Here is a 24287-nt window from a genome sequence, read left to right as displayed (position 1 = left end):
GGGAACTCCCGCCGGGGTCAGTCGTTGACCTCGTCCGGGTGCCCGCCCAGACGACGGCCCTCGTCGAGGGCGCCGATCGCGGCCATGTCCTCCTCGTCCAGCTCGAAGGAGAACACGTCGATGTTCTCCTTGATGCGCGCGGGCGTCACCGACTTCGGGATCACCACGTTGCCCAGCTGCACGTGCCAGCGCAGCGCCACCTGCGCCGCGGTGCGCCCGTGCTTCCGCGCGATGGCCACCAGCGCGGGCACCTCCAGCAGGCCCTTGCCCTGCCCCAGCGGCGACCACGCCTCGGTCGCGATGCCCCGCTCGGCGTGGAAGGCACGCGACGCGCTCTGCTGGAGCTGCGGGTGCAGCTCGATCTGGTTGAGGACCGGCACCACCGAGGTGGCGTCGATGAGCCGCTCCAGGTGCGCGGGAAGGAAGTTGGAGACACCGATGGACCGGGCCCGGCCGTCCGCGAGGATCTTCTCGAACGCCTTGTACGTGTCGATGTAGGCGTCCTTGGCCGGGGCCGGCCAGTGGATCAGGTACAGGTCCACGTAGTCGAGGCCCAGCTTGTCGAGCGAGGCGTCGAACGCGCGCAGCGTCGAGTCGTAACCCTGCTCGGCGTTCCACAGCTTGGTCGTGACGAACAGTTCCTCACGGGCGATGCCGGATGCCGCGACGGCCGCTCCCGTGCCCCGCTCGTTCCCGTAGATCGCCGCCGTGTCGATGCTGCGGTAGCCGGCCTCCAGAGCCAGGCCCACCGCGCTGCTGGCCTCCTCGTCGGGCACCTGCCACACGCCGAGACCGAGCTGCGGGATCTCGACGCCGTTGTTCAGGGTGATGCGGGGGACCTCGTTGTGGGAACTCACTGCTTCAGTCGATCCTTACCTGGAATGGGGCCTGGGCCGGCCGGTGCGCCACGCGGTGCGTGAAGCCGTGCCGCACCCAGGTGTCGTCAGTACTCCACGACCTTAACGAGCCCTGGAGGCGCACCATTCCCACCCCCGGCACCCTTCCCGGCACGAGGCCGCCGGCCGGGCCCCTCACGCGTGGTACAGCGCCTTGATCTCCCGGGCGTAGGTCTGCTCGACGGCCTTGCGCTTGACCTTCAGCGAGGGCGTCAACAGCCCCTGCTCCTCGGTGAACCGGTGCGCCAGGATACGGAAGGTGCGGATCGACTCGGCCTGCGAGACCTGCGTGTTGGCGGCCACCACCGCGCGCCGCACCTCCCGCTCCAGCTCCGGATCGCGTACCAGCGCGGCAGGCGTCCCCCGCGGCTTCCCGCGCATCTCCAGCCAGTGCGCGACCGCCTCCGCGTCCAGCGTCACCAGCGCCGCGATGTACGGACGGTCGTTGCCCACCACGACGCACTGCGCGATCAGCGGATGGTCGCGCACCCGGTCCTCCAGCGGCCCCGGCGAGACGCTCTTGCCGCCCGAGGTCACCAGGATCTCCTTCTTCCTGCCGGTGATCGTGAGGTAGCCGTCCTCGTCCAGCGAACCGAGATCCCCCGTCGCGAGCCACCCCTCGCGCAGGGCGGTGTGCCCGCTGCGGGGCGTGTTCAGATAACCCTGGAACACGTGTTCCCCACGCAGCCACACCTCGCCGTCCTGAGCGATCCGCACCGTGGTGCCCGGAATGGCCTGCCCCACCGTTCCGTACCGGGGCCGGCCCGGCGGGTTCGCGGTCGCCGCGGCCGTCGACTCGGTGAGCCCGTACCCCTCGTAGACCGTGACGCCGGCCCCGGCGAAGAACAGCCCCAGCCGGCGGTCCATGGCCGAGCCGCCCGACATCGCGTACCGCATCCGGCCGCCCAGCACCTCGCGCACCTTCGCGTACACCAGCTTGTCGTAGAGCTGGTGCTGCACCCGCAACTGCGCCGAGGGCCCCGGCCCGGTGCCGAAGGCCCGCGCCTCCTGCGCCTCGGCGTAGCGCACCGCGACCTCGACGGCCTTCGCGAACGCCGCACCCCGGCCCTCCGCCTCCGCCTTGCGGACCGCCGCGCGGTGGATCTTCTCGAAGATGTACGGAACCGCCAGCACGAAGCTCGGCCGCAGCGCCACCAGATCCGGCATCAGCGCCGCCGCGTCGAGCCGCGGCTGGTGCCCGAAGCGCACCCCGCCGCGTACCGCCGCGACCTGCACCACCCGGCCGAAGACGTGCGCGAGCGGCAGGAACAGCAGGGTGGAGGCGTCCTCCCCGCGCCGGGGGTGGAAGACCGCGTTCCAGCGGCCCAGCAGGGTGTCCGCCTCGAACATGAGGTTGCCGTGCGTCAGTACACAGCCCTTGGGGCGGCCGGTGGTGCCGGAGGTGTAGATGACCGTCGCCACCGAGTCGGGCGTCACCGCGCGCCGGTGGCGGTGCACCACCTCGTCCTCCACCTGCTCGCCCGCCGCCACGAGTTCCCGCTCGGCACCCGCGTCCAGCTGCCACAGGCGACGCAGGCGCGGCAGCCGGTCGACCACCGAACCCACCGTCATGGCGTGGTCCTCGTGCTCCACGATCGCCGCCGCCACCTGGGCGTCGTGCAGCATCCAGTACACCTGCTCCGCCGAGGAGGTGGGGTAGACCGGCACGACCTGGGCGCCGACGGTCCACAGCGCGAAGTCGATCAGCGTCCACTCGTAACGGGTGGGGGCCATGATCGCGACCCGGTCGCCGAAGCGGACGCCCTGCGCGAGGAGTCCCTTGGCGACCGCCATCACCTCGTCGCGGAAGCGTGCGGCCGTCACGTCCCGCCAGCGGCCTTCGCTCTTGCGGTTCATGACGATCTTCCCCGGGTCGGCCAGGGCATGGTCGAACACGGAGTCGGCGAGGCCGCCCACCGGCCGCGCCGTGGTCAGCGGAGGGTGACTGAACTCGCGCAATGCTGCTCCTCGTGGCGCCGTGCACGACAGTCGCCGGGTGGCGCCGCGTACAGCGCCGGTGACGCTACCCCAGCGCGGGAGCGCCGGGGATGGTCCGGACTTCTCCGTACGGGGGGTGCATATGCCCTGGTCAGGCTGAGAAATTCGGGCACAAGGGGCGCGCGGGACAGATTGTGAAGCGAATGGGGAGCGCTTGCGGAGCGAATACTGACTGGTGAGTAAGTTTCGGTTGGGTAACCTCCACCGAATCCTTACCGAAGGGTGGCGCGGGGGACCGGCCTTTGGCCTCGGCCCCAAGCGCCGGACGGGCTGGTGCATCGGGTGTCCGCGGTGGGTGGGGCGGCCGGCCGGCCGTGTCCTCAAGCGCCGGACGGGCCGGGAGGAGTCCTGCCGGACCTCCGGGGAGGGGTGGTGCCGGGAGGGGAGGTGGTGGGTGAGCCGGGGTGCAGGTGGTCGCCGCTGGAGAGGATGGCCGAGGCCAGGGCCCGAGCCGCCTCGTGGGACGAGGGCCGTCTCGTGCCGTGCAGCAGGACGAAGTCCACCGGCCCCAGCTCAGGCAGCCCGTACCGTTCCGCCACGCGCGCCAGTCCGGGCGGGACGAGCCCGCGGGAGTGCGCCATCACGCCGAGGCCCGCACGGGCCGCCGCGATCAGGCCGTTCAGGCTGCCGCTCGTGCACGCGACCCGGTAGGCGCGGCCCTCCCGCTCCAGCGCCTCCAGCGCCCGGTCCCGCGAGATGCCCGGCGGGGGATAGGCGATGAGCGGCACCGGGCGGTCCGGGTCGAGCCGCAGCCGCCGCGCCCCGATCCACACCAGCCGGTCGTGCCACACCACCTCGCCGTGCGTCTCACCAGAGCGCCGCTTCGCGAGTACGAGATCGAGCTTTCCCCCGGCGAGCCGCTCGTGCAGGGTGCCCGACAGCTCCACCGTCAGTTCGAGGTCCACCTCGGGGTGCTCGCGGCGGAAGGACTCCAGGACCTCCGGCAGCCGGGTCAGCACGAAGTCCTCCGAGGCCCCGAAGCGCAGCCGGCCCCGCAGCCGGGTCCCGGTGAAGTACGCGCTCGCCTGCTCGTGCACCTCCAGGATGCGGCGCGCGAAGCCGAGCATCGCCTCCCCGTCCTCGGTCAGCTCCACGGAGTGCGTGTCCCGGCTGAACAGGGGACGGCCCGTCTCCTCCTCCAGCCTCCGCACGTGCTGGCTCACCGTCGACTGCCGCACCGACAGCCGGTGGGCCGCGCGGGTGAAGCTCAGCGTCTGCGCCACCGCGAGAAAGGTCCTCAGTCGCACCGGGTCGTACATTCCGCCCACGTTATCGCGAAGCGTGATGACAGTGAGAGCGGTATACGGGTTTCCCGATCATGGCCGGGCGGGGGACGATGCGAGGGGCACCGAACCGAGCCGAGAGTATGGAGCACATGAAACGCCTGCGCTGGCCGTCGTGGATGCCGGTCGACCCCTACATCCTGTCCCTCGTCGGCACCGTCGTCCTCGCCGCCCTGCTTCCCGCGCGAGGTACGACCGCGGACGTCGCCTCCGGGACCTCGACGGGCGCGGTGGCCCTGCTGTTCTTCCTGTACGGGGCACGGCTGTCCACCCGGGAGGCGATGGACGGGCTGCGCCACTGGCGTCTGCACCTCACCGTGCTCGTCTGCACCTTCGTCGCCTTCCCCCTCCTCGGCCTGGCCGCGCGGGGCCTCCAGCCGCTCCTGCTCAGCCCCGACCTGTACCGAGGCTTCCTCTTCCTGACGCTGGTGCCCTCGACGATCCAGTCCTCGATCGCCTTCACCTCGATCGCGCGCGGCAACGTGCCCGCCGCGATCTGCGCCGGCTCCTTCTCGTCCCTCTTCGGCATCGTGCTGACCCCGTTGCTCGCGGCCGGCCTGCTCGGCGGCAGCGCCGGCGGTTTCTCCCTCGACGCGCTCGGCAAGATCGTCGTGCAGCTGCTGGTCCCGTTTCTCGCGGGGCAGTTCCTGCGCCGCTGGGTCGGCGGCTTCCTCACCCGCCACAAGAAGATCCTCGGCTACGTCGACCGCGGCTCCATCCTGCTCGTCGTCTACACGGCCTTCAGCGAGGGCATGGTCCAGGGCATCTGGCATCAGGTCACCGTCGGGCACCTCGCCGGGCTGCTGGTCGTCGAGGCGCTGCTGCTCGCCGTGATGCTGGCCGCGACCTCGTACGGGGCGCGCCGGCTCGGCTTCGGCCGGGGCGACCGCGTCGCCATCCAGTTCGCCGGCTCCAAGAAGTCGCTCGCCTCGGGCCTGCCCATGGCGAGCGTGCTGTTCGGGGCCCAGGCGTCCCTCGCCGTCCTGCCCCTCATGGTCTTCCACCAGATGCAGCTCATGGTGTGCGCCGTCATCGCCAAGCGCCGGGCCCGCGACCCCGAGGAGCCGGTGGTCACGGGGGCGGTGGGGGAGGACCGGACGACGATCACGGCCACGGCGGCGGGCGGCTCCTGAGGCACCGGCGCCCCGGGACACCCGCGCCCGCGGCCCCCTGGCGGGGCCCTCCCGGCCCCGCCCGGCCTCAGCCCGGCGTCGCCGCCGTCTCCAGGGCGACGCGGTGCTCGCCCGCGTACACGTTCATCGAGGACCCGCGCAGGAACCCCACGAGCGTCAGCCCCGTCTCGGCCGCGAGGTCCACGGCCAGCGAGGAGGGTGCCGACACCGCGGCGAGCACCGGGATACCGGCCATCACGGCCTTCTGCGCCAGTTCGAAGGAGGCCCGGCCCGAGACCAGCAGCACCGTCCGGGACAGGGGCAGCCGCCCGTCCCGCAGCGCCCGGCCGATCAGCTTGTCGACCGCGTTGTGCCGGCCCACGTCCTCCCGTACGTCGAGCAGCTCCCCGTCCTCGGAGAACAGCGCGGCCGCGTGCAGACCGCCCGTGCGGTCGAAGACCCGCTGCGCGGCGCGCAGCCGGTCGGGCAACCGGGCGAGCAGTCCGGGCGACAGCCGCAGCGCTGGTTCGTCCGCCAGCGCGAAGCGCGCCGTGGTGCGCACCGCGTCCAGGCTCGCCTTCCCGCACAGCCCGCACGAGGAGGTGGTGTAGACATTGCGCTCCAGCGTGATGTCGGGCAGCTCGACCCCGTCCGCCAGCGACACGTCCACGACGTTGTAGGTGTTGGAACCGTCCTCGGTGGCGCCCGCGCAGTACACGATGGTGCGCAGTTCCTCCGCCGAGGCGAGCACGCCCTCACTGACCAGGAAGCCGGCCGCGAGCGCGAAGTCGTCACCCGGCGTCCGCATCGTGATCGCCAGCGGCTTGCCGCCCAGCCGGATCTCCAGCGGCTCCTCGGCCACCAGGGTGTCGGGGCGGGCCGACACCACCCCGTCGCGGATTCGGGTCACTCGCCGCCGCTCGGTCACACGTCCCATGCTCAGTCCCGGTTCTGTACGTGCCGGAGGCGGTCCGGCCCCGGCCGCGGAGGTCGCCGCGACCCCGGACGGCCGTACGGCGAGGAGACTTACGACGATCTCATGGCCCGCGCCCGCGGGGGTACCCGCCGCCCTCCCCGCGTGGCCCGGCCCGCAGCACGCCGCACCGCGACGCCCGTCCGGGAAGCGGGATTCCCGCACGGGCGTGGCGTCCCGCCGGTTCGGGAACCTCCGCGGGAGGGCACGGGCCGGCCGTCCCCCGTACGAGATCCCGAGGACATCCGCGCAGGGGCCTTCCCAACGCGGTCCCGCGTTCCTAGGGTTTTGGATCATGACTCCCCCCATCGCGCCACCCGGCTGGAGCCGCTGGCTCGTTCCCCCCGCAGCCCTCTCGGTGCACCTGTCGATCGGACAGGCGTACGCGTGGAGCGTCTTCAAACCGCCCCTGGAGTCCGCCCTCGGGCTCAGCGGCACCCAGAGCGCCCTGCCCTTCCAGCTCGGCATCGTCATGCTCGGCCTCTCCGCGGCCCTCGGCGGCACCCTGGTCGAGCGACGCGGACCGCGCTGGGCGATGACCGTCGCCCTGTGCTGCTTCTGCTCGGGCTTCCTGGTCTCCGCGCTCGGCGCCGCCACCAGCCAGTACTGGCTCATCGTGCTCGGCTACGGCTTCCTCGGCGGGATCGGTCTCGGCATCGGCTACATCTCACCGGTCTCCACCCTCATCAAATGGTTCCCCGACCGGCCCGGCATGGCCACCGGCATCGCCATCATGGGCTTCGGCGGTGGCGCCCTCATCGCCTCCCCGTGGTCCGCGCGGATGCTGGAGTCCTTCGGCGGCGACCACACCGGGATCGCCTGGGCCTTCCTCGTCCACGGGCTCGTCTACGCCGTGTTCATGTCCCTCGGTGTCCTGCTCGTCCGTGTCCCGCGGCCCGCGGAGGCGGCGGACGCGGAGACGGGGGACCGGGCCCCCGGGCAGGGGCCGGCCTCGCTGAGCGGCGTCCAGGTGTCCGCGCGCTCCGCGCTGCGCACCCCGCAGTTCTGGTGCCTGTGGGTCGTGCTGTGCATGAACGTCACGGCCGGCATCGGCATCCTGGAGAAGGCCGCGCCCATGATCACCGACTTCTTCGCGGACACCGGGGCCCCGGTCTCGGCCGCCGCGGCCGCCGGGTTCGTGGCCCTGCTCTCCGCCGCGAACATGGCCGGTCGCATCGGCTGGTCCTCGCTGTCCGACACCATCGGCCGCAAGAACGTCTACCGCCTCTACCTGGGGGCCGGCGCCCTCATGTACCTGCTCATCGCCGCGACCCGGGACGCCTCCAAACCGCTGTTCGTGCTGTGCGCCCTCGTGATCCTGTCCTTCTACGGGGGCGGCTTCGCGACCGCGCCCGCCTACCTCAAGGACCTCTTCGGCACCTATCAGGTCGGCGCGATCCACGGCCGGCTGCTCACCGCGTGGTCCGCCGCCGGGGTCCTCGGGCCGCTCATCGTCAACCGCGTCGCGGACCACCAGGAGGCCGCGGGCCACAGCGGGCCCGGACTGTACGGGCTCTCCCTCGCCATCATGATCGGACTGCTGCTCGTGGGCTTCGCCGCGAACGAACTGATCCGCCCCGTGCACGCCCGCCACCACGTCGCGGTGGCCGGGACGGCGGGAGGAGCCCGATGACCGGGACACGGACAGCCCCGGCCCACGGCCGGCGCGGACTGATCGTCCTGGCCTGGCTGTGGGTGGGGCTGCCCCTCGCCTACGGGGTCTACGAACTCGTCCGCAAGGCCACGCAGTTGTTCACCGGCTGAACCGGCTGAACCGGCTGAACCGGCGTCCCGGTGTGCCCGTCCCGGTCGCCCGTCCCGGCGCGCCGGGCGCACCGGGACGGGCCGGCCGCTACATGTGGACGACCGGGGCCCCGTCCTGCGCCGCCCCCTCGCGGTGCCGGCGGAACAGCAGACCCGCCACCACGAGGCCGACCGCGAAGAAGCCGGCCGTCCACGCGTAGGCCGCCGAGTAGCCCTCGACGCTCGCCGCGACGCGTACCACCGGGCTGCCCGCGTCGCGCCCGCCCAGGTAGTCGGTGGCGGTGCTCGCCGCGACGGTGTTCAGCAGCGCGGTGCCCAGCGAACCGCCCACCTGCTGCATGGTGTTGACCATGGCTCCGGCCACGCCCGCGTCCTCACGCGCGACCCCGCTGTTGGCCCGGCTCATCGCGGTCGCCATGACGGCGCCCATCCCCAGACCCGCGACGACCAGGGCGGGCAGCACGTGGGAGGCGTACCCGCTGTCCGTGTCCAGCCGGGTGAGCCACAGCAGGCCCACCGCGCCGAGCAGCATCCCCGCGCAGACCACGAGCCTCGGGCCGAACCTCGGCAGCAGCACGCTCGCGCCGGTGGTCGCCGTCACCATGATCGAGAAGCTCATCGGCAGGAACGCGAGCCCGGTCCGCACCGGCGAGAACTGGAGCACCTGTTGCAGGTAGTACGTGAGGAAGAGGCTGATGCCGAAGATCGCGGCGCCCACGATCAGCATCGAGGTGAAGGCGGCCCCCCGGTCGCGGTCGAGTACGACGCGCAGCGGCAGCAAGGGGTGACGCGCCCTGGTCTGCCAGGCCACGAAAGCACTGAGCAGAACCGCGCTCGCCACGAGGAAGCCCCACGTGGCGAAGGCGGACCAGGAGTGCGTCTCGGCGTCGGCGAATCCGTACACCAGGCAGAACAGACCGGCGCTGGCGAGCAGGGTGCCCGGCACGTCGAGACGGGCCTGCCGGTTGCGGCGGGTGCGCTGGAGCAGGATCAGCCCGCCGGCCAAGGCGAGCGCGGCGAAGACGATGTTGACGTACAGCGTCCAGCGCCAGTTGAGGTGCTCGGTGAGCAGCCCGCCGAGCAGCAGGCCGACCGCCGCCCCGGAACCGGCGACCGCGCCGAAGACACCGAAGGCCTTTCCGCGCTCGACCGGATCGGTGAAGGTCGTCGTGAGCAGGGAGATCGCGGCCGGGGCGAGCAGGGCGCCGAACACGCCCTGGATCGCGCGGGCCGTGATCAGCACCTCGAAGCTGCCCGCCGCCCCGCCCAGCGCGGAGGCGAGCGCGAAGCCGGTCAGCCCTATCAGGAAGGCGTTCCTGCGGCCGAACAGATCGGCGACCCGCCCACCGAGCAGCAGGAGCGAGCCGAAGGCGAGCGAATAGGCGGTCACCACCCACTGCCGGTCGGCGTCCGAGAAGCCCAGGTCGAGCTGGGCGGTGGGCAGTGCGATGTTCACGATGGTGGCGTCGAGCACCACCATCAGCTGGGCAGTGCCGATCACCGCGAGGATCAGCCAGCGATGCGGAGCGGGGCCGCCGTCCGCCGCGGGGGCCGCGCGGCCACCCGCCGTGACGGGGGCGGCAGCAGGGGAGGTCATGACAGGGGTACTCCGTTGTTCGTACGTGGGTGGGCCTGGAACGCGCCGAAAGGAGTGCCGCCCGGCCGGGGCCGGTGTACGGCGGACGGAGCGGGCGGCGGCGCGGTGGCCGGGGGAGTCACGAGGAGCGGGCGCCCCTCGGTGAGGCCGGACCGGGAGAGGGCGACGACCTGCCCGGGGCGCGCGCAACGCCGGGGCTACTCGGCCGACGGACGGCCGGGTGCGAGGACCGGCGGCGCTACGCCTCTCCGGTTTTCCACAGGCACTCCGGCACGGTGGCCGGACGCGTGAGGGTCTGCCCAGGAGTCGTCCGGGTGCATCGCGCGAACGGTGTCGCGGACGGGCCGGTCATGACGGGACTCCTGAAAGGCGGACGAGGGAGGGCACGGAACCCTCCAGGGCTGGGTCACAGTAGAGGAACGTGGTGCGGGAACGCAAACCTGCCGAGCCGGTCGCCGCACAGCAGAACCACAGGTCAGACGGGCCGTCCGCAGAGAGCCGGCGGCCACTGCGCGCCCTCCCGCGGGGCGGGGGCGAGCCCGCCGGGAACGGACCGGGCCGGACGGGGGACCGGGTCTGGGTGAAGCCTCCAAGAGGCGCGTCCGAATCCTGTCGCTTTACCTGCCCTCGTACCGATCGGTAAGTGATCAGGATGGGTGCGTCTGCCGCACGGCAACGGAGGGAACCGCGTCCATGAACGGCTCACGGATCGTCGCGCTCGGCCACTACCAGCCCGGCCGGGTGCTCACCAACGAGGACCTCGCCAGGCTCGTCGACACCAGCGACGAGTGGATCAGGAGCCGGGTGGGCATCAGAACCCGGCACGTGGCGGGGGACGACGAACCGGTGGACGAGCTGGCCGCCCAGGCCGGGGCGAAGGCGCTGGCCGCCGCGGGGCTCGCGCCCGCCGCCGTGGACCTCGTCCTGGTCGCGACGTCCACCGCGATCGACCGCTCCCCGAACATGGCCGCCCGGGTCGCCGCCCGGCTCGGCATGCGCGCCCCGGCCGTCATGGACCTCAACGTCGTGTGCGCCGGCTTCACCCACGCCCTCGCGACCGCCGACCACGCCGTACGGGCGGGGGCCGCGGCCCGGGTCCTGGTGATCGGCGCCGACAAGATGTCCGCCGTCGCCGACTGGACGGACCGCAGCTCCTGCGTACTGGTCGGGGACGGGGCGGGCGCCGCCGTCGTGGAGGCGTGCGCGGCGGGCGAGGAGCCCGGCATCGGCCCCGTCCTGTGGGGCTCCGTCCCCACCATGGGCAACGCGGTCCGCATCGAGGGCAGCCCGCCCCGCTTCTCCCAGGAGGGGCAGTCCGTCTACCGCTGGGCCACCACCCAGCTGCCCGAGGTCGCGCGGAAGGTCTGCGAGCGGTCCGGGCTGCGCCCCGAGGACCTCGCCGCCGTCGTCCTGCACCAGGCCAACCTGCGCATCGTGGAGCCCGTCGCCCGGCGGCTCGGGGCCGTCAACGCGGTGATCGCCAAGGATGTCGTCGACTCGGGCAACACCTCGGCGGCCAGCATCCCGCTCGCCTTCTCCAAGCTCGTGGAGCGCGGGGAGATCGCGACCGGCGACCCCGTCCTGCTCTTCGGCTTCGGCGGCAATCTGTCCTACGCGGGCCAGGTCGTGAGCTGCCCCTGACCCCCCGGCCGCGACACTGCGACGCGGACCGGACCGTGCCCGTCCGGGGGTGGCCGCGCCCGTCCGGGGGTGGACGTAAGAGGTCAGAGGCGGGCGTAGCGCTCGTAAGCGGATAAGAGGGGTGTGGGGGGTGCACCGGTGCGCGGGTGCCAACTCGCCGTCGGGCCCGGGGCGGTGCTCAGTAGACTGTAGACGAAAGGCAATACGCGCGAGATCCCGGACGAGCCGGTCCCGGCGGTCGCGCGGGTCTCAGTCGAGCAGGCCCAGAAGGGGGACCGCGATGCTGTCCACAGGACTTCCGCAGGGAGCGGTGCCCAAGCTCGAACGGCCCGGCCCGCTGCGCGAACGCGTCTACGAGACACTGCTCGAACTGATCACGACCCGTGCCCTCCAGCCGGGGCAGCATCTCGTGGAGAGTGAACTCGCGGGCCATCTCGGGGTCTCGCGGCAGCCGGTGCGCGAAGCGCTCCAGCGGCTCAACACCGAGGGATGGGTCGATCTGCGGCCCGCCCAGGGCGCCTTCGTGCACGAGCCCACCGAGCAGGAGGCGGACCAGCTCCTCACGGTCCGCACCCTGCTGGAGGCCGAGGCCGCCCGGCTCGCCGCCGCGGGCGCCACGAGCGCCGGCGTCGCCGAGCTGGAAGCGCTGTGCGACCGCGGGGAACAGGCGGTCGCCGAACGCGACGTGGACCTCGTCGTGGCCACCAACGCCGAGTTCCACGCCAAGGTCATGGAGCTGGCCGGCAACCTCGTCCTCGCCGAGCTGGCCGCACAGGTCGACCGCCGTGTCCGGTGGTACTACACGCCGGTGGCCCGGCAGCGCGGACCGCGGTCCTGGGCCGAGCACCGCTCCCTGATCGCCGCGATCGCGGACCACGACGAACAGGGGGCCCGCCGGATCATGCGCGAACACACCGAGCACACGCGGGAGACCTACCACCGCCGCGAGGGCGCCTGAGTCCGCAGCGCCCCGCGCCGGGCCGTTACCGCACCGGGATTCCCTTGAGAGCCCCCGCCCCGAATGCTGGAGGGCGGGGGCTCTTGGCCTGGACCGTGACCCGGCTTTGTCCTGTGCCGGGAAAAAGTCTGCGGTAATTCCCTCCCAACTTCTTCCCACTTCCGTACGCCGCTGCTACCTTCACCGTCGAAAGCGCGAAGCAGACGGCCGGTGAGGCGGGGAGGGGCGCGTGAGACGCATGACGGCACGACCCGCGAACGCACACCAGGCACGGCTGCTGCGGCTGTTGCGCGACTTCGGTCCCAACTCCCGCGCCCAGCTGGGTGATCAGGTCGAACTCTCACGGTCGAAGCTGGCCGTGGAGGTGGACCGCCTGCTGGAGACCGGGCTGGTGGTGGCCGACGGGCTCGCCGCCTCGCGGGGCGGCCGGCGTTCGCACAACATCCGGCTCGCCCCCGCCCTGCGCTTCCTCGGCGTCGACATCGGCGCGACCTCGGTCGACGTCGCCGTCACCAACGCCGAACTGGAGGTGCTCGGGCACATCAACCACCCCCTGGACGTCCGCGAGGGGCCGGTGGTGGTCTTCGAGCAGGTGCTGTCCATGGCCGCCAAGCTCCGCGCCTCGGGGCTGGCGGAAGGGTTCGACGGCGCCGGTATCGGTGTCCCCGGGCCCGTCCGTTTCCCCGAAGGGGTACCGGTCGCGCCGCCGATCATGCCGGGCTGGGACGGCTTCCCGGTCCGCGAGGCGCTCAGCCAGGAACTGGGCTGCCCCGTCATGGTCGACAACGACGTGAACATCATGGCGATGGGGGAGCAGCACGCGGGTGTGGCCCGCTCCGCGCGCGACTTCCTGTGCGTCAAGATCGGTACCGGAGTCGGTTGCGGGATCATGGTGGGCGGAGAGGTGCACCGCGGCACCACGGGCAGCGCCGGCGACATAGGCCACATCCAGGTGGAGCCCGATGGGCGGCCCTGCGCCTGCGGCAACCGGGGTTGCCTGGAAGCCCACTTCAGCGGAGCGGCCCTGGCCCGCGACGCCGAGGCGGCCGCGCGTGAGGGGCGTTCGCCCTCACTGGCCGAACGGCTCTCCGCTCAAGGGAAGCTGAGTGCCGTGGACGTGTCGGCGGCAGCCGCCGCCGGGGACACCGCGGCCCTCGACCTCATCCGTGCGGGCGGTAACCACACCGGGCAGGTCATCGCCGGCCTGGTGAGTTTCTTCAACCCCGGCCTGGTGGTGATCGGCGGCGGGGTGACCGGTCTCGGCCACACGCTGCTCGCCGCCATCAGGACCCAGGTGTACCGCCAGTCACTCCCTCTCGCGACGGGCGATCTGCCCATCGTGCTGGGCGAGTTGGGGCCCGCTGCCGGAGTCATCGGCGGGGCCCGTCTGATCAGCGACCACTTGTTCTCCCCGGCGTAGAGCGCGACCGAACCGCCCGCCGGGGCACCCGCGCCGCACCGCGGTAAGGGCGCCCCCGCGATCCCGCACCACAGAGCGTACCGGCACCACCGCACCACCCGCACCGACCGCGACACCGGCACCATTTGCACGTACCACCGGCACCACCCGTACGTACCACTGGCACCACCGGCACGATCCGCGTACCACCGGCACGACCGATCCGCGCGTCATCCCCACGCTCCACGACCGTCGCACCACCCGGGTACCCCCCGACGAGCCGCACCACACGTACAGCCCTCACCGATGTACCTGCAACCGCCCCGCCCGCGACCGTAGTTATCCGCGTTACCCGCACCCCCGTTCCCGCAGGACCCGAACGAGAGCCGCACCGCCGCCTCGTCCGCGAGGCAGTACCTTCCGCACCACCTGTGCCCCCGCTGTACCCCACCTGTGTCCTACAGGCATCCCGGCACACCGTACGAGCCGCCCTCCTTCCGCACGCCGTTCGCCGCGCACCGCATCCCCGAGGGGAACCCGCCATGGCACCTGTGCACGAAGACGCACCGCCACCCGCAAGTCTGCTCACCATGTCCGGCATCACGAAGTCCTTCCCCGGAGTCCGCGCGCTCGACGGCGTCGACCTGGAGGTACGGCCCGGGGAAGTGCACTGCCTCCTCGGGCAGAACGGCGCCGGGAAGTCCACCCTGATCAAGGTCCTGGCCGGAGCGCACCAGCCCGACGACGGGACGATCACCTGGCAGGGTGAGGAGGTGATACTCCGCTCCCCGATCGCCGCGATGAACCTCGGGATCGCCACCATCTACCAGGAACTCGACTTGGTGGAACATTTGTCGGTCGCCGAGAACGTCTTCCTCGGGCACGAGCCCACCTCGGCCGGCTTCGTCGTGCGCGCCCGCGCGGCCCGCGCGGAGGCGGGCCGGCTACTGGCCCGGCTGGGCCACCCCGAGATCGACCCGGGCACCCTCGTCGGTCAACTCTCCGCCGCCCACCAGCAGATCGTCTCGATGGCACGGGCCCTGTCGCACGACGTCAGGCTCATCGTCATGGACGAGCCCTCCGCCGCACTCGACCCCGACGAGGTGGACAACCTCTTCCGCATCGTCGGCGACCTCACCGCGGACGGGGTCGCGGTGGTGTACATCTCGCACCGCCTGGAGGAGATCCGCCGCATCGGGGACCGGGTGACCGTCCTCAAGGACGGGCGCGCCGTCGCCGGTGGGCTGCCCGCCGAGTCGACCCCCACCAGCCAGGTGGTGTCCCTCATGACCGGCCGCAACGTCGCCTACGTCTTCCCCGAGCGCCCCGGCGAACGCGAGGAGCGGGAAGTCGTCCTGAGCGTCCAGAACCTGTCAAGGGAAGGCGAGTTCGACCACCTGGACCTGGAGGTGCGAGCCGGGGAGATCGTGGGTCTCGCGGGACTCGTCGGCTCCGGCCGCTCCGAGATCCTGGAGACCGTCTACGGCGCCCGCAAGCCCACCACCGGGCAGGTCAGCGTCGGCGGCACCCCCATACGTCCCGGCAGCGTGCGCGCCGCCGTCCGCGCCGGTATCGGCCTCGCGCCCGAGGAACGCAAGGCGCAGGCCCTGCTGATGCTCGAATCCGTCACCCGCAACGTGTCGGTGTCCTCCATGTCCCGCTTCTCACGCGGCGGTTGGCTGGAACGCGGCAGGGAGAGGGCCGCCGCCCACGCCGCGACCCGGGAACTGTCCCTGCGCCCCGACAACCCCGAAGCGCACATCCGCACCCTCTCCGGCGGCAACCAGCAGAAGGCCGTGCTCGCGCGCTGGCTGCTGCGCGGCTGCCGGGTCCTGCTCCTCGACGAGCCCACCCGCGGAGTGGACGTCGGCGCCCGCGCCGAGCTGTACTCCGTGATCCGCGGGCTCGCCGACGACGGCCTCGCCGTCCTGCTCGTCTCCAGCGAAGTCCCCGAAGTCCTGGGGCTCGCCGACCGTGTCCTGGTCCTGCGCGAGGGCGCCGTGGTGCACACCGCCCCCGCCCGCGAACTGGACGAATCCCGCGTACTCGACCTCGTCATGGAAGGGAGCCCGACACCATGACGCAGCCCGCCACACCCGCGCAGCAGGGCGGTCCCGACGCCGGCCCCGCGCCCGCCCCGCACAAGACCGACTCCGGCCCCTCCGCGTCCCGCGGGCCCAGCTTCTTCCGCTGGGACGTGCGGACCCTGTCCCTCATCGGCGTCCTGCTCGCGCTGGCCGTCGTGGGCGGGATCACCAAACCCGACGAGTTCATCGCCACCACCAACCTCCAGCTCATCCTGACCCAGGCGTCCGTCATCGGCGTCGTCACCGTCGGGGTCACCTTCGTGATCATCTCCGGCGGCATCGACCTGTCCGTGGGCGCGATCCTGGCCCTGGCCTCCGTGTGGTGCACGACCGTCGCCACCCAGGAGTACGGCTTCTGGGGCATCCTGTTCACCGCGCTGATCGTCGGCGTGGGCTGCGGGCTGGTCAACGGGGTCCTCATCGCGTACGGCGGCCTCGTGCCCTTCATCGCGACCCTCGCGATGCTCGCCTCCGCCCGCGGACTCGCCCTGCTGATCACCGACGGACAGACCCAGATCGTCACCGTCCCCTCGGTCCTCGACCTCGGCCAGCGCGACTCCTACGTCCTCGGAATCCCCCCGCTGGTCCTGGTGTTCGCCGCCGTGGTGGTCATCGGCTGGCTCGTGCTCAACCGCACCACCTTCGGCCGGCGCACCGTCGCCGTCGGAGGCAACCCGGAGGCCGCCCGGCTGGCCGGCATCGACGTGCGCAGGCAGCGGCTCTACCTGTACCTGCTGTCCGGCCTGTGCTGCGGGATCGCCGCGTTCCTGCTGGTGATCCTCTCCGGCTCCGGCCAGAACACCAACGGCAACCTGTACGAGCTCGACGCCATCGCCGCCGCGATCATCGGCGGGACCCTGCTCACCGGGGGCCGGGGCACCATCGTCGGCTCCGTGCTCGGCGTACTGATCTTCACCACGATCACCAATATCTTCGCCCTCAACAATTTGCAGAGCGACGTCCAGCAGATCGCGAAGGGCGCGATCATCGTGGCCGCCGTCCTGGTCCAGCGCCGCACCGTGCGCGAGTAGCCGCCCGCGCACCACCTCTGCGTACGACTGCGTACGACCGTCCGCGCGCCGGGCAGCACCGGCCCGCACCTTCGCCTCGCACGATCACCGCCCTACGGGAAGGGTCCACCGCCATGTCACACCTCACGAGCCGCAGAGGGATGCTCTTCGGCACCGCCGCCGTGGGCGCGGGAGCCCTGCTCACCGCCTGCACGAGCAACGAGACCAAGGCCGAGGCGGACGACTCCGGCTCGGCCGCGGCCCCCGCCGCCGAGGAGACCGGCAAGCAGGTCACCATCGGGTTCGCCGGTCCGCAGGCCGACCACGGCTGGCTCAACGCCATCAACGTCAACGCCCGCGAGCGCGCCAAGAAGTACAAGGACGTCACGCTCGACATCACCGAGGGCTCCAACGACACGGCCGCCCAGATCGGCCAGATCGACACCCTCATCAACAAGAAGGTCGACGTCCTGGTGATCCTGCCGGCCGACGGCAAGGCCATGACGCAGGCCGGGCTCAAGGCCATGCGCGCCGGTATCCCCGTCGTCAACCTCGACCGGGTCTTCGCCAACCCCCAGGCGTTCCGCTGCTACGTCGGCGGCGACAACTACGGCATGGGCCTCAACGCCGGGCACTACATCGGCGAGAAGCTCAAGGACAAGAAGAACGCCAAGGTCATCGAGTTGTCCGGGCCCGACAGCCTGGAACTGACCAGGCAGCGCACCCAGGGCTTCGACGACGCGCTCAAGAACTACCCGAACATCAAGAAGGTGGCCCGCCAGGCCGCCGACTTCACCGTGGAGTCCGGCCAGGCCAAGATGGCCCAGCTCCTCCAGGCCCAGAAGAACTTCGACGCCCTGTGGAACCACGACGACGACCAGGGGGTCGGCGCGCTGCGCGCCGTCGACCAGGCCGGGCGCGAGGGCTTCCTGATGGTCGGCGGGGCCGGCGCCAAGTCCGCGATGGACCACATCAAGGCGGACGACGGCGTGCTCAAGGCCACCGTCCTCTACCCGCCCACCATGGCGGCCTCCGCGATCGACCTGGCCCGCGCCCTCGGGCAGGGCAAGGGCATCACGGGCCTGTCCGAGGCGGAGATCCCCACCTCCCTGACGCTGTACTCCGCGGTGGTGGACAAGAGCAACATCGACCAGTACCTGCCCAACGGCTTCAAGTAGGCCGCAGGGGGGTGCCCGGAAAGCCTGGCGCGCACCCGAGGAGACGCCACCCCCCACCCCGCACGTCAACGAGGAGGAGTAACTGCATGCGAGAGACGGAGCACGAGGAGGCGTGGCCGAAGAGCCCGCCGCGCCTCGGCGTGGGCATGGTCGGCTACGCGTTCATGGGAGCCGCGCATTCCCAGGGGTGGCGCACCGCGGGCCGCGTCTTCGACCTCCCGCTCCAGCCGGCGCTGGCCGCCCTGTGCGGTCGGGACGCGGCGGCCGTCGGCAGGGCCGCGCAGCACATGGGCTGGGCGGCGGCCGAGACGGACTGGCGCGCCCTGATCGCCCGGGACGACGTCGACCTCGTTGACATCTGCTCCCCGGGGGACAGCCACGCCGAGATCGCCATCGCGGCGCTCGACGCGGGGAAGCACGTGCTGTGCGAGAAGCCCCTGGCCAACACCGTGGAGGAGGCCGAGGCCATGGTGGCCGCGGCCGAGCGGGCCCGCGCCCGGGGCCGGCTCGCGATGGTCGGGTTCAACTACCGCAGGCTGCCGGCCGCCGCCTTCGCGCGGCAACTGGTCGCCGAGGGCCGGATCGGCACCCTGCGGCACATCCGGGTCACCTACCTCCAGGACTGGCTGAGCGATCCGGACTCCCCGCTGACCTGGCGGCTCAACCGCGAGAAGGCGGGCTCGGGCGCGCTCGGCGACCTCGGGGCGCACATCGTGGACCTCGCCCAGCATCTCGCGGGGGAGCAGATCGTCAGCGTGTCCGCGCTGACCGAGACCTTCGTGACCGAACGGCCGCTGCCGGCCTCGGGGGCGAGCGGTCTGGCCGGCAACGCGGCCGTGGCCGAACGCGGCCCGGTCACGGTGGACGACGCGGCCCTGTTCATCGGCCGCACCGCCTCCGGGGCGCTCGCCTCCTTCGAGGCGAGCCGCTTCGCCACCGGCCGCAAGAACGCCCTCCGACTGGAGCTGAACGGGTCGAAGGGGTCACTCGCCTTCGACCTGGAACGCCTCAACGAGCTGTCCTTCCACGACCACACCGAACCGGCCGCCACCGCCGGCTTCCGCCGCATCCTGGTCACCGAGCCCGAACACCCCTATCTGGAGGGCTGGTGGCCGGCCGGGCACGGCCTCGGCTACGAGCACACCTTCTCGCATCAGGTGCGCGACCTGACGCACGCCCTCGCGACCGGCGAGCAGCCCGTGCCCACCTTCGCCGACGGGCTCCAGGTCCAGCGCGTCCTGGCCGCCGTGGAGGAGAGCGCGGGCAAGAACTCCGTCCTCACCCCCGTACCCCAGTAGGAAGGCCAGGTATGTCACGCGACTACACCCTCTTCACCGGCCAGTGGGCGGACCTGCCTCTGGAGGAGGTCTGCCGGCTGGCCCGCGACTTCGGCTACGACGGACTCGAACTCGCCTGCTGGGGAGACCACTTCGAGGTGGACAAGGCCCTCGCCGACCCCGGATACATCGACTCGCGCAAGGCGCTGCTCGACAAGTACGGGCTCAAGGTCTTCGCGGTCTCCAACCACATGGCCGGACAGGGCGTGTGCGACCACCCCATCGACGAGCGGCACCAGAACATCCTGCCCGCCCGGGTGTGGGGCGACGGGGAGCCCGAGGGCGTACGGCAGCGCGCCGCCGAGGAGATGAAGAACACCGCGCGGGCCGCCGCCGCCCTGGGCGTGGACACCGTCATCGGCTTCACCGGCTCCTCCATCTGGCACCTCGTCGCGATGTTCCCGCCGGTGCCCGAGGGCATGATCGACCGGGGATACCAGGACTTCGCCGAGCGCTGGAACCCGATCCTGGACGTCTTCGACCAGGAGGGCGTGCGCTTCGCCCACGAGGTGCACCCGAGCGAGATCGCCTACGACTACTGGACCACCGTGCGGGCCCTGGAGGCGGTCGACCACCGCCCGGCCTTCGGCCTCAACTTCGACCCGAGCCATTTCGTGTGGCAGGACCTGGACCCGGTCGGCTTCCTGTACGACTTCCGGGACCGCATCTACCACGTGGACTGCAAGGAGGCCCGCAAGCGGCTCGACGGCCGCAACGGGCGCCTGGGCTCCCATCTGCCCTGGGGCGATCCGCGCCGGGGCTGGGACTTCGTCTCCGCCGGTCGCGGCGACGTGCCCTGGGAGGACGTCTTCCGGATGCTCGGCTCCATCGGCTACGAGGGCCCGATCTCCGTGGAATGGGAGGACGCCGGGATGGACCGCCTCCAGGGCGCCCCCGAGGCGCTCGCCCGAATGCGCTCCTACGACTACGAGCGGCCCACCGCCTCCTTCGACGCGGCCTTCAGCACCAAGGACTGACCCCCGCCATCAGCTGAACCGCCGGCCCGGCCCGGCCCGTGGCCCCGCGCCCCGGGCCGGTCCGGCCTGCCCGTACGCCCCTTTGTCCTGACATGGGAAAAAGCCCAACCAGCTTCTGTCCAAGGGCTATGCCACACGGACAAAGCTCTACTACGGTCCCTGATGTGTACAGAACATGAGCGCGCACGTCACCCGCGTCACCCGGCTGACGGCGCAGCCGGTGACACCCCCGCCCGTACGGCCAGCCCCTTACCGGAGGCAATTCGTGCACAGGAAACGACCGGGACTGCGAAGAACTCTCGCCCTTCTCACGGGATCTGTTCTCACCGCTGCCTCACTCACCCTCGTCTCTCCGCAGGCCGGGGCCGCCGCCGCACCGGAGGCCCCCGAGTTCCAGCAGGTCACCCTCGCCAAGGGGGCCACGGAGACCGGCGAACCGATGTCTCTCGCGGTCCTGCCGGACCGCAGCGTCCTGCACACCTCGCGGGACGGCACCCTGCGACTGACCGACGCCTCGGGCGCCACCAAGGTGGCCGGCAAGCTCGACGTGTACAGCCACGACGAGGAGGGGCTCCAAGGCGTCGGTGTGGACCCGGACTTCGCTGAGAACCGGGCCATCTACCTCTACTACGCGCCCCCGCTGGACACCCCGGCCGGCGACGCCCCCGAGAACGGCTCCACGGCCGACTTCGCCCCCTTCGACGGGATCAACCAGCTCTCCCGCTTCACCCTCGCCGAGGACGGCACCCTCGACAAGGCGAGCGAGAAGAAGGTCCTGGAGGTCAAGACCTCGCGCGGCACCTGCTGCCACGTCGGCGGCGACATCGACTTCGACGCCGAGGGCAACCTGTACCTGTCCACCGGCGACGACTCCAACCCCTTCGCCTCCGACGGCTACACCCCCATCGACGAGCGCGCGAGCCGCAACCCGGCCTTCGACGCGCAGCGCAGTGCGGGCAACACCAACGACCTGCGCGGCAAGATCCTGCGCGTCAAGGTCCACGAGGACGGCTCCTACGACATCCCCGAGGGCAACCTCTTCGCCCCGGGTACCGCGAAGACCCGCCCCGAGATCTACGCGATGGGCTTCCGCAACCCCTTCCGGCTCAACGTCGACAAGGAGACCGGCGTCGTCTACGTCGGTGACTACGGGCCCGACGCCGGCGCCGCCTCCGCGAGCCGCGGGCCGGCCGGCCAGGTCGAGTTCAACCGCGTGACGAGCGCGGGCAACTTCGGCTGGCCGTACTGCACCGGCACGAACGACGCGTACGTCGACTACGACTTCGCCACCACGCAGTCGGGGGCCACCTTCGACTGCGCCGCGCCGAAGAACACCTCGCCGAACAACACCGGCATCACCGACCTGCCGCCCGCGCAGGACGCGTGGATTCCCTACGACGGCGGCTCCGTGCCCGAGTTCGGTTCCGGCTCCGAGTCCCCGATGGGCGGCCCCGTCTACCACTACGACGAGGACCTCGACTCGCCGGTGAAGTTCCCGAAGGAGTACGACGGGAACTTCTTCGCCGGGGAGTTCGGCCGGCAGTGGATCAAGCGCATCGAGCAGGACGGCGACGGCAAGGTCGAGAAGATCAACGACTTCCCGTGGACCGGCACCCAGGTCATGGACATGGCCTTCGGCCCGGACGGCGCCCTCTACGTCCTCGACTACGGGCTCTCCTGGTTCGGGGGCGACGAGAACTCCGCGCTCTACCGCATCGAGAACGTCACCGACGGACGCGCCCCCACGGTGGAAGCCTCCGCCAACAAGACCTCGGGGCAGTCCCCGCTCGCGGTGAAGTTCAGCGCCAAGGGCTCCGACGGTGACGGCGACGCCATCACCTACAGCTGGGACTTCGGCGACGGCTCGAAGAAGGCCGCCGGGGCCGAGGCCTCCCACACCTACCGCACGGACGGCACCTACACCGCGACGGTCACCGCGACCGACGCCACCGGGCTGACCGCGACCTCCAGCGTCGAGGTGGTGGTCGGCAACACGGCGCCCACCGTGAAGCTCAACGCCCCCGCTGACGGCACCCTGTTCAAGTTCGGCGACAAGATCCCCTTCAAGGTGACGGTCACCGACCCCGAGGACGGGCAGATCGACTGCTCCAAGGTCACCGTCCGCTACATCCTCGGACACGACAGCCACGGTCACCCGATCACCTCGGCCACCGGCTGCGAGGGCACCATCACCGCGCCCGCCGACGCCGAGCACGACCCCAACGCCAACATCTTCGGGGTCATCGACGCCGAGTACACCGACGGCGGGGGAGGCGGCCAGGCACCCCTGACCGGCCACGCCCAGATCCAGCTCCAGCCCCGGCACCGGCAGGCCGAGCACTTCAACGGCCAGCAGGGCATCAAGACCTACGACAAGGCCGAGGCCAACGGCGGCCGGACCGTCGGCGACATCGACGACGGGGACTGGATCTCCTTCAAGCCGTACAACCTCAGCGGCGCGAAGAAGCTCACCGCCCGTATCTCCTCCGGCGGCGCGGGAGGCTTCCTGGAGGTCCGCGCGGGCTCCGCGACCGGCGCCCTGCTGGGCTCCGCCCCGGTCCCGGTGACCGGCGGCTGGGAGACCTTCCAGAACGTCGACGTCAAGCTCAGCCAGGTACCGTCGAAGACCACCGAACTGTTCCTCGTCTTCAAGGGCGGCACCGGGGCCGGGGCCCTCTACGACCTGGACGACTTCGAGATCAGCTCGGACGCCCCGGTCAAGGGATCGAAGCGGCTCCTGGTCTTCTCCAAGACCGCCGGCTTCCGCCACGACTCCATCCCCGAGGGCGTCAAGGCCCTGAAGGAGCTGGGCGCCTCGGCCGGCATCACGGTCGACGCCACCGAGGAGGCGGGCCAGTTCACCAAGAACAACCTCGCCCGCTACGACGCGGTCGCCTTCCTCTCCACCACCGGTGACGTCCTCAACGACACGCAGCAGAAGGCGTTCGAGGAGTACGTCGCGGGCGGCGGCGGGTACATGGGCGTCCACGCCGCGGCCGACACCGAGTACGACTGGAAGTTCTACGGCGGCCTGGTCGGCGCCTACTTCGACTCGCACCCGCAGATCCAGAAGGCCACCGTCAGGCCCGAGGGCCACGACCACCCGGCCACCGAGTCCCTCAAGGACTCCTGGGAGCGCACCGACGAGTGGTACAACTACCGCACCAACCCCCGCTCCCAGGCCAAGGTCCTCGCCACGCTCGACGAGACCACGTACAGCGGCGGGAACATGAAGGGCGACCACCCGATCTCCTGGTGCCAGACCTACGAGGGCGGACGGGCCTTCTACACCGGGCTCGGCCACACCAAGGAGTCCTACGCCGAGGCCGACTTCCGCTCGCACGTGCTCGGCGGCATGAAGTACGCCACCGGACAGGTCAAGGCCAACTGCAAGCCGAGCAAGGACTACCGGCCGATCTTCAACGGCCAGTCCCTGGACGGCTGGAAGCAGGCCGGCCCCGGAAAGTTCAACGTCTCCGACGGCGCCCTGCACTCCGAGGGCGGCATGGGCCTGCTGTGGTACCAGGCCAAGGAGCTGAAGTCCTACTCCCTCAAGCTCGACTGGCGGATGCAGGGCGACGACAACTCCGGCGTCTTCCTGGGCTTCCCGGCCTCCGACGACCCCTGGTCCGCCGTGGACAAGGGCTACGAGGTGCAGATCGACGCGACCGACGCGCCGGACCGCACCACCGGGGCGGTCTACACCTTCAAGTCCGCCGACACCAAGGCCCGCGATCAGGTACTGCGCCCGCCGGGCCAGTGGAACTCCTACGAGATCAAGGTCCAGGGCGAACGCCTCCAGGTGTTCCTCAACGGGGTGAAGATCAACGACTTCACCAACAAGGACCCGGAGCGCAGCCTGACCGACGGCTACATCGGAATCCAGAACCACGGAGCGGACGACCACGTGTCCTTCCGCAACATCCAGCTCAAGGAGCTTTCCTGACCGGCCCTTTGAGGTGACCGCCGCCCGGCCGGCCTGAAACGAGGCCCCGGGCGGCCCCCGAACGGCGGTGGGCGGGGGACGCCGGACCCCCGCTCACCGTCCCGGCCCGCCGACTCCGGCACCGCTCATCC

At 71.5% G+C, this 24287-nt stretch carries 17 protein-coding genes; 12 read left to right on the top strand and 5 right to left on the bottom strand.

The features are described 5' to 3' along the window. Positions 1-17: 17 nt before the first annotated feature. The 3 genes from ACFYMP_RS27545 to ACFYMP_RS27535 all read right to left on the bottom strand — a co-directional run bounded on the left by ACFYMP_RS27545 (position 18) and on the right by ACFYMP_RS27535 (position 4153). The gene (locus ACFYMP_RS27545; RefSeq protein ID WP_388862582.1) at positions 18-857 is read right to left on the bottom strand and encodes an aldo/keto reductase; all 840 of its coding nucleotides are present in this window, start codon (positions 855-857) and stop codon (positions 18-20) included. A 174-nt stretch (positions 858-1031) separates the two neighbouring features. Next, entirely contained in the window at positions 1032-2855 is a 1824-nt protein-coding gene (locus ACFYMP_RS27540; protein WP_388862580.1) for an AMP-dependent synthetase/ligase, read from the bottom strand. A gap of 359 nt (positions 2856-3214) precedes the next feature. Further along, complete coding sequence (locus ACFYMP_RS27535) at positions 3215-4153, bottom strand: LysR substrate-binding domain-containing protein (RefSeq protein WP_388862578.1); 939 nt, start codon at positions 4151-4153, stop codon at positions 3215-3217. A 116-nt stretch (positions 4154-4269) separates the two neighbouring features. Between ACFYMP_RS27535 and ACFYMP_RS27530 the strand changes: the two genes are divergently transcribed. After that, complete coding sequence (locus ACFYMP_RS27530; protein ID WP_388862576.1) at positions 4270-5310, top strand: bile acid:sodium symporter family protein; 1041 nt, start codon at positions 4270-4272, stop codon at positions 5308-5310. Positions 5311-5377: 67 nt separating this feature from the next. Here the strand turns inward: ACFYMP_RS27530 and fdhD are convergent, their stop codons facing one another. Then, the gene (gene fdhD / locus ACFYMP_RS27525) at positions 5378-6226 is read right to left on the bottom strand and encodes a formate dehydrogenase accessory sulfurtransferase FdhD (RefSeq protein WP_388862574.1); all 849 of its coding nucleotides are present in this window, start codon (positions 6224-6226) and stop codon (positions 5378-5380) included. 331 nt (positions 6227-6557) lie between these two features. Here fdhD and ACFYMP_RS27520 point away from each other — a divergent pair, with 331 nt between their 5' ends. After that, entirely contained in the window at positions 6558-7895 is a 1338-nt protein-coding gene (locus ACFYMP_RS27520) for an OFA family MFS transporter (RefSeq protein ID WP_388862572.1), read from the top strand. Continuing rightward, positions 7892-8026 (top strand): hypothetical protein, encoded by a 135-nt coding sequence (locus tag ACFYMP_RS27515; RefSeq protein ID WP_388862570.1) that lies wholly within the window; start codon positions 7892-7894, stop codon positions 8024-8026. Before ACFYMP_RS27520 ends, ACFYMP_RS27515 begins: the two co-directional genes overlap by 4 nt. 88 nt (positions 8027-8114) lie before the next feature. On the opposite strand, the gene ACFYMP_RS27510 is transcribed toward ACFYMP_RS27515, so the two are convergent. Next, positions 8115-9623, bottom strand: a complete 1509-nt coding sequence (locus tag ACFYMP_RS27510; RefSeq protein WP_388862568.1) for an MFS transporter — start codon at positions 9621-9623, stop codon at positions 8115-8117. 693 nt (positions 9624-10316) lie between these two features. Between ACFYMP_RS27510 and ACFYMP_RS27505 the strand changes: the two genes are divergently transcribed. The 9 genes from ACFYMP_RS27505 to ACFYMP_RS27465 all read left to right on the top strand — a co-directional run bounded on the left by ACFYMP_RS27505 (position 10317) and on the right by ACFYMP_RS27465 (position 24156). After that, a complete protein-coding gene (locus ACFYMP_RS27505; protein ID WP_388862566.1) occupies positions 10317-11264 on the top strand; it encodes a beta-ketoacyl-ACP synthase III in 948 nt (315 codons plus the stop codon). 280 nt (positions 11265-11544) lie between these two features. Next, on the top strand, positions 11545-12222 hold the full coding sequence (locus ACFYMP_RS27500; protein ID WP_388862564.1) for a GntR family transcriptional regulator: 678 nt from the start codon (positions 11545-11547) through the stop codon (positions 12220-12222). Between the two features lie 238 nt (positions 12223-12460). Beyond that, positions 12461-13642 carry an ROK family protein gene (locus ACFYMP_RS27495; RefSeq protein ID WP_388862562.1) on the top strand — a complete coding sequence of 394 codons (1182 nt, stop codon included), beginning with the start codon at positions 12461-12463 and terminating at the stop codon, positions 13640-13642. 569 nt (positions 13643-14211) lie between these two features. Next, positions 14212-15702 carry a sugar ABC transporter ATP-binding protein gene (locus ACFYMP_RS27490; protein WP_388862560.1) on the top strand — a complete coding sequence of 497 codons (1491 nt, stop codon included), beginning with the start codon at positions 14212-14214 and terminating at the stop codon, positions 15700-15702. Beyond that, positions 15699-16739: an ABC transporter permease gene (locus ACFYMP_RS27485; RefSeq protein WP_388862558.1), complete on the top strand. Its 1041-nt coding sequence runs from the start codon at positions 15699-15701 to the stop codon at positions 16737-16739. The genes ACFYMP_RS27490 and ACFYMP_RS27485 overlap by 4 nt, the downstream gene beginning before the upstream one ends. A gap of 113 nt (positions 16740-16852) precedes the next feature. Further along, a complete protein-coding gene (locus ACFYMP_RS27480; protein WP_388862556.1) occupies positions 16853-17896 on the top strand; it encodes a substrate-binding domain-containing protein in 1044 nt (347 codons plus the stop codon). A gap of 86 nt (positions 17897-17982) precedes the next feature. Next, the gene (locus ACFYMP_RS27475; protein WP_388862554.1) at positions 17983-19194 is read left to right on the top strand and encodes a Gfo/Idh/MocA family protein; all 1212 of its coding nucleotides are present in this window, start codon (positions 17983-17985) and stop codon (positions 19192-19194) included. Positions 19195-19205: 11 nt separating this feature from the next. Next, a complete protein-coding gene (locus tag ACFYMP_RS27470; RefSeq protein WP_388862552.1) occupies positions 19206-20210 on the top strand; it encodes a sugar phosphate isomerase/epimerase family protein in 1005 nt (334 codons plus the stop codon). 265 nt (positions 20211-20475) lie between these two features. After that, positions 20476-24156, top strand: coding sequence for a ThuA domain-containing protein (locus ACFYMP_RS27465; RefSeq protein WP_388862550.1), 3681 nt, complete (start codon positions 20476-20478; stop codon positions 24154-24156). The last annotated feature ends 131 nt before the right edge of the window (positions 24157-24287 follow it).

This window comes from Streptomyces sp. NPDC007088, assembly GCF_042869355.1.
GTDB lineage: Bacteria > Actinomycetota > Actinomycetes > Streptomycetales > Streptomycetaceae > Streptomyces.
The sequence above is the reverse complement of the archived record's forward strand: the minus strand, read 5'-3'. Positions and strand labels throughout refer to the sequence as shown.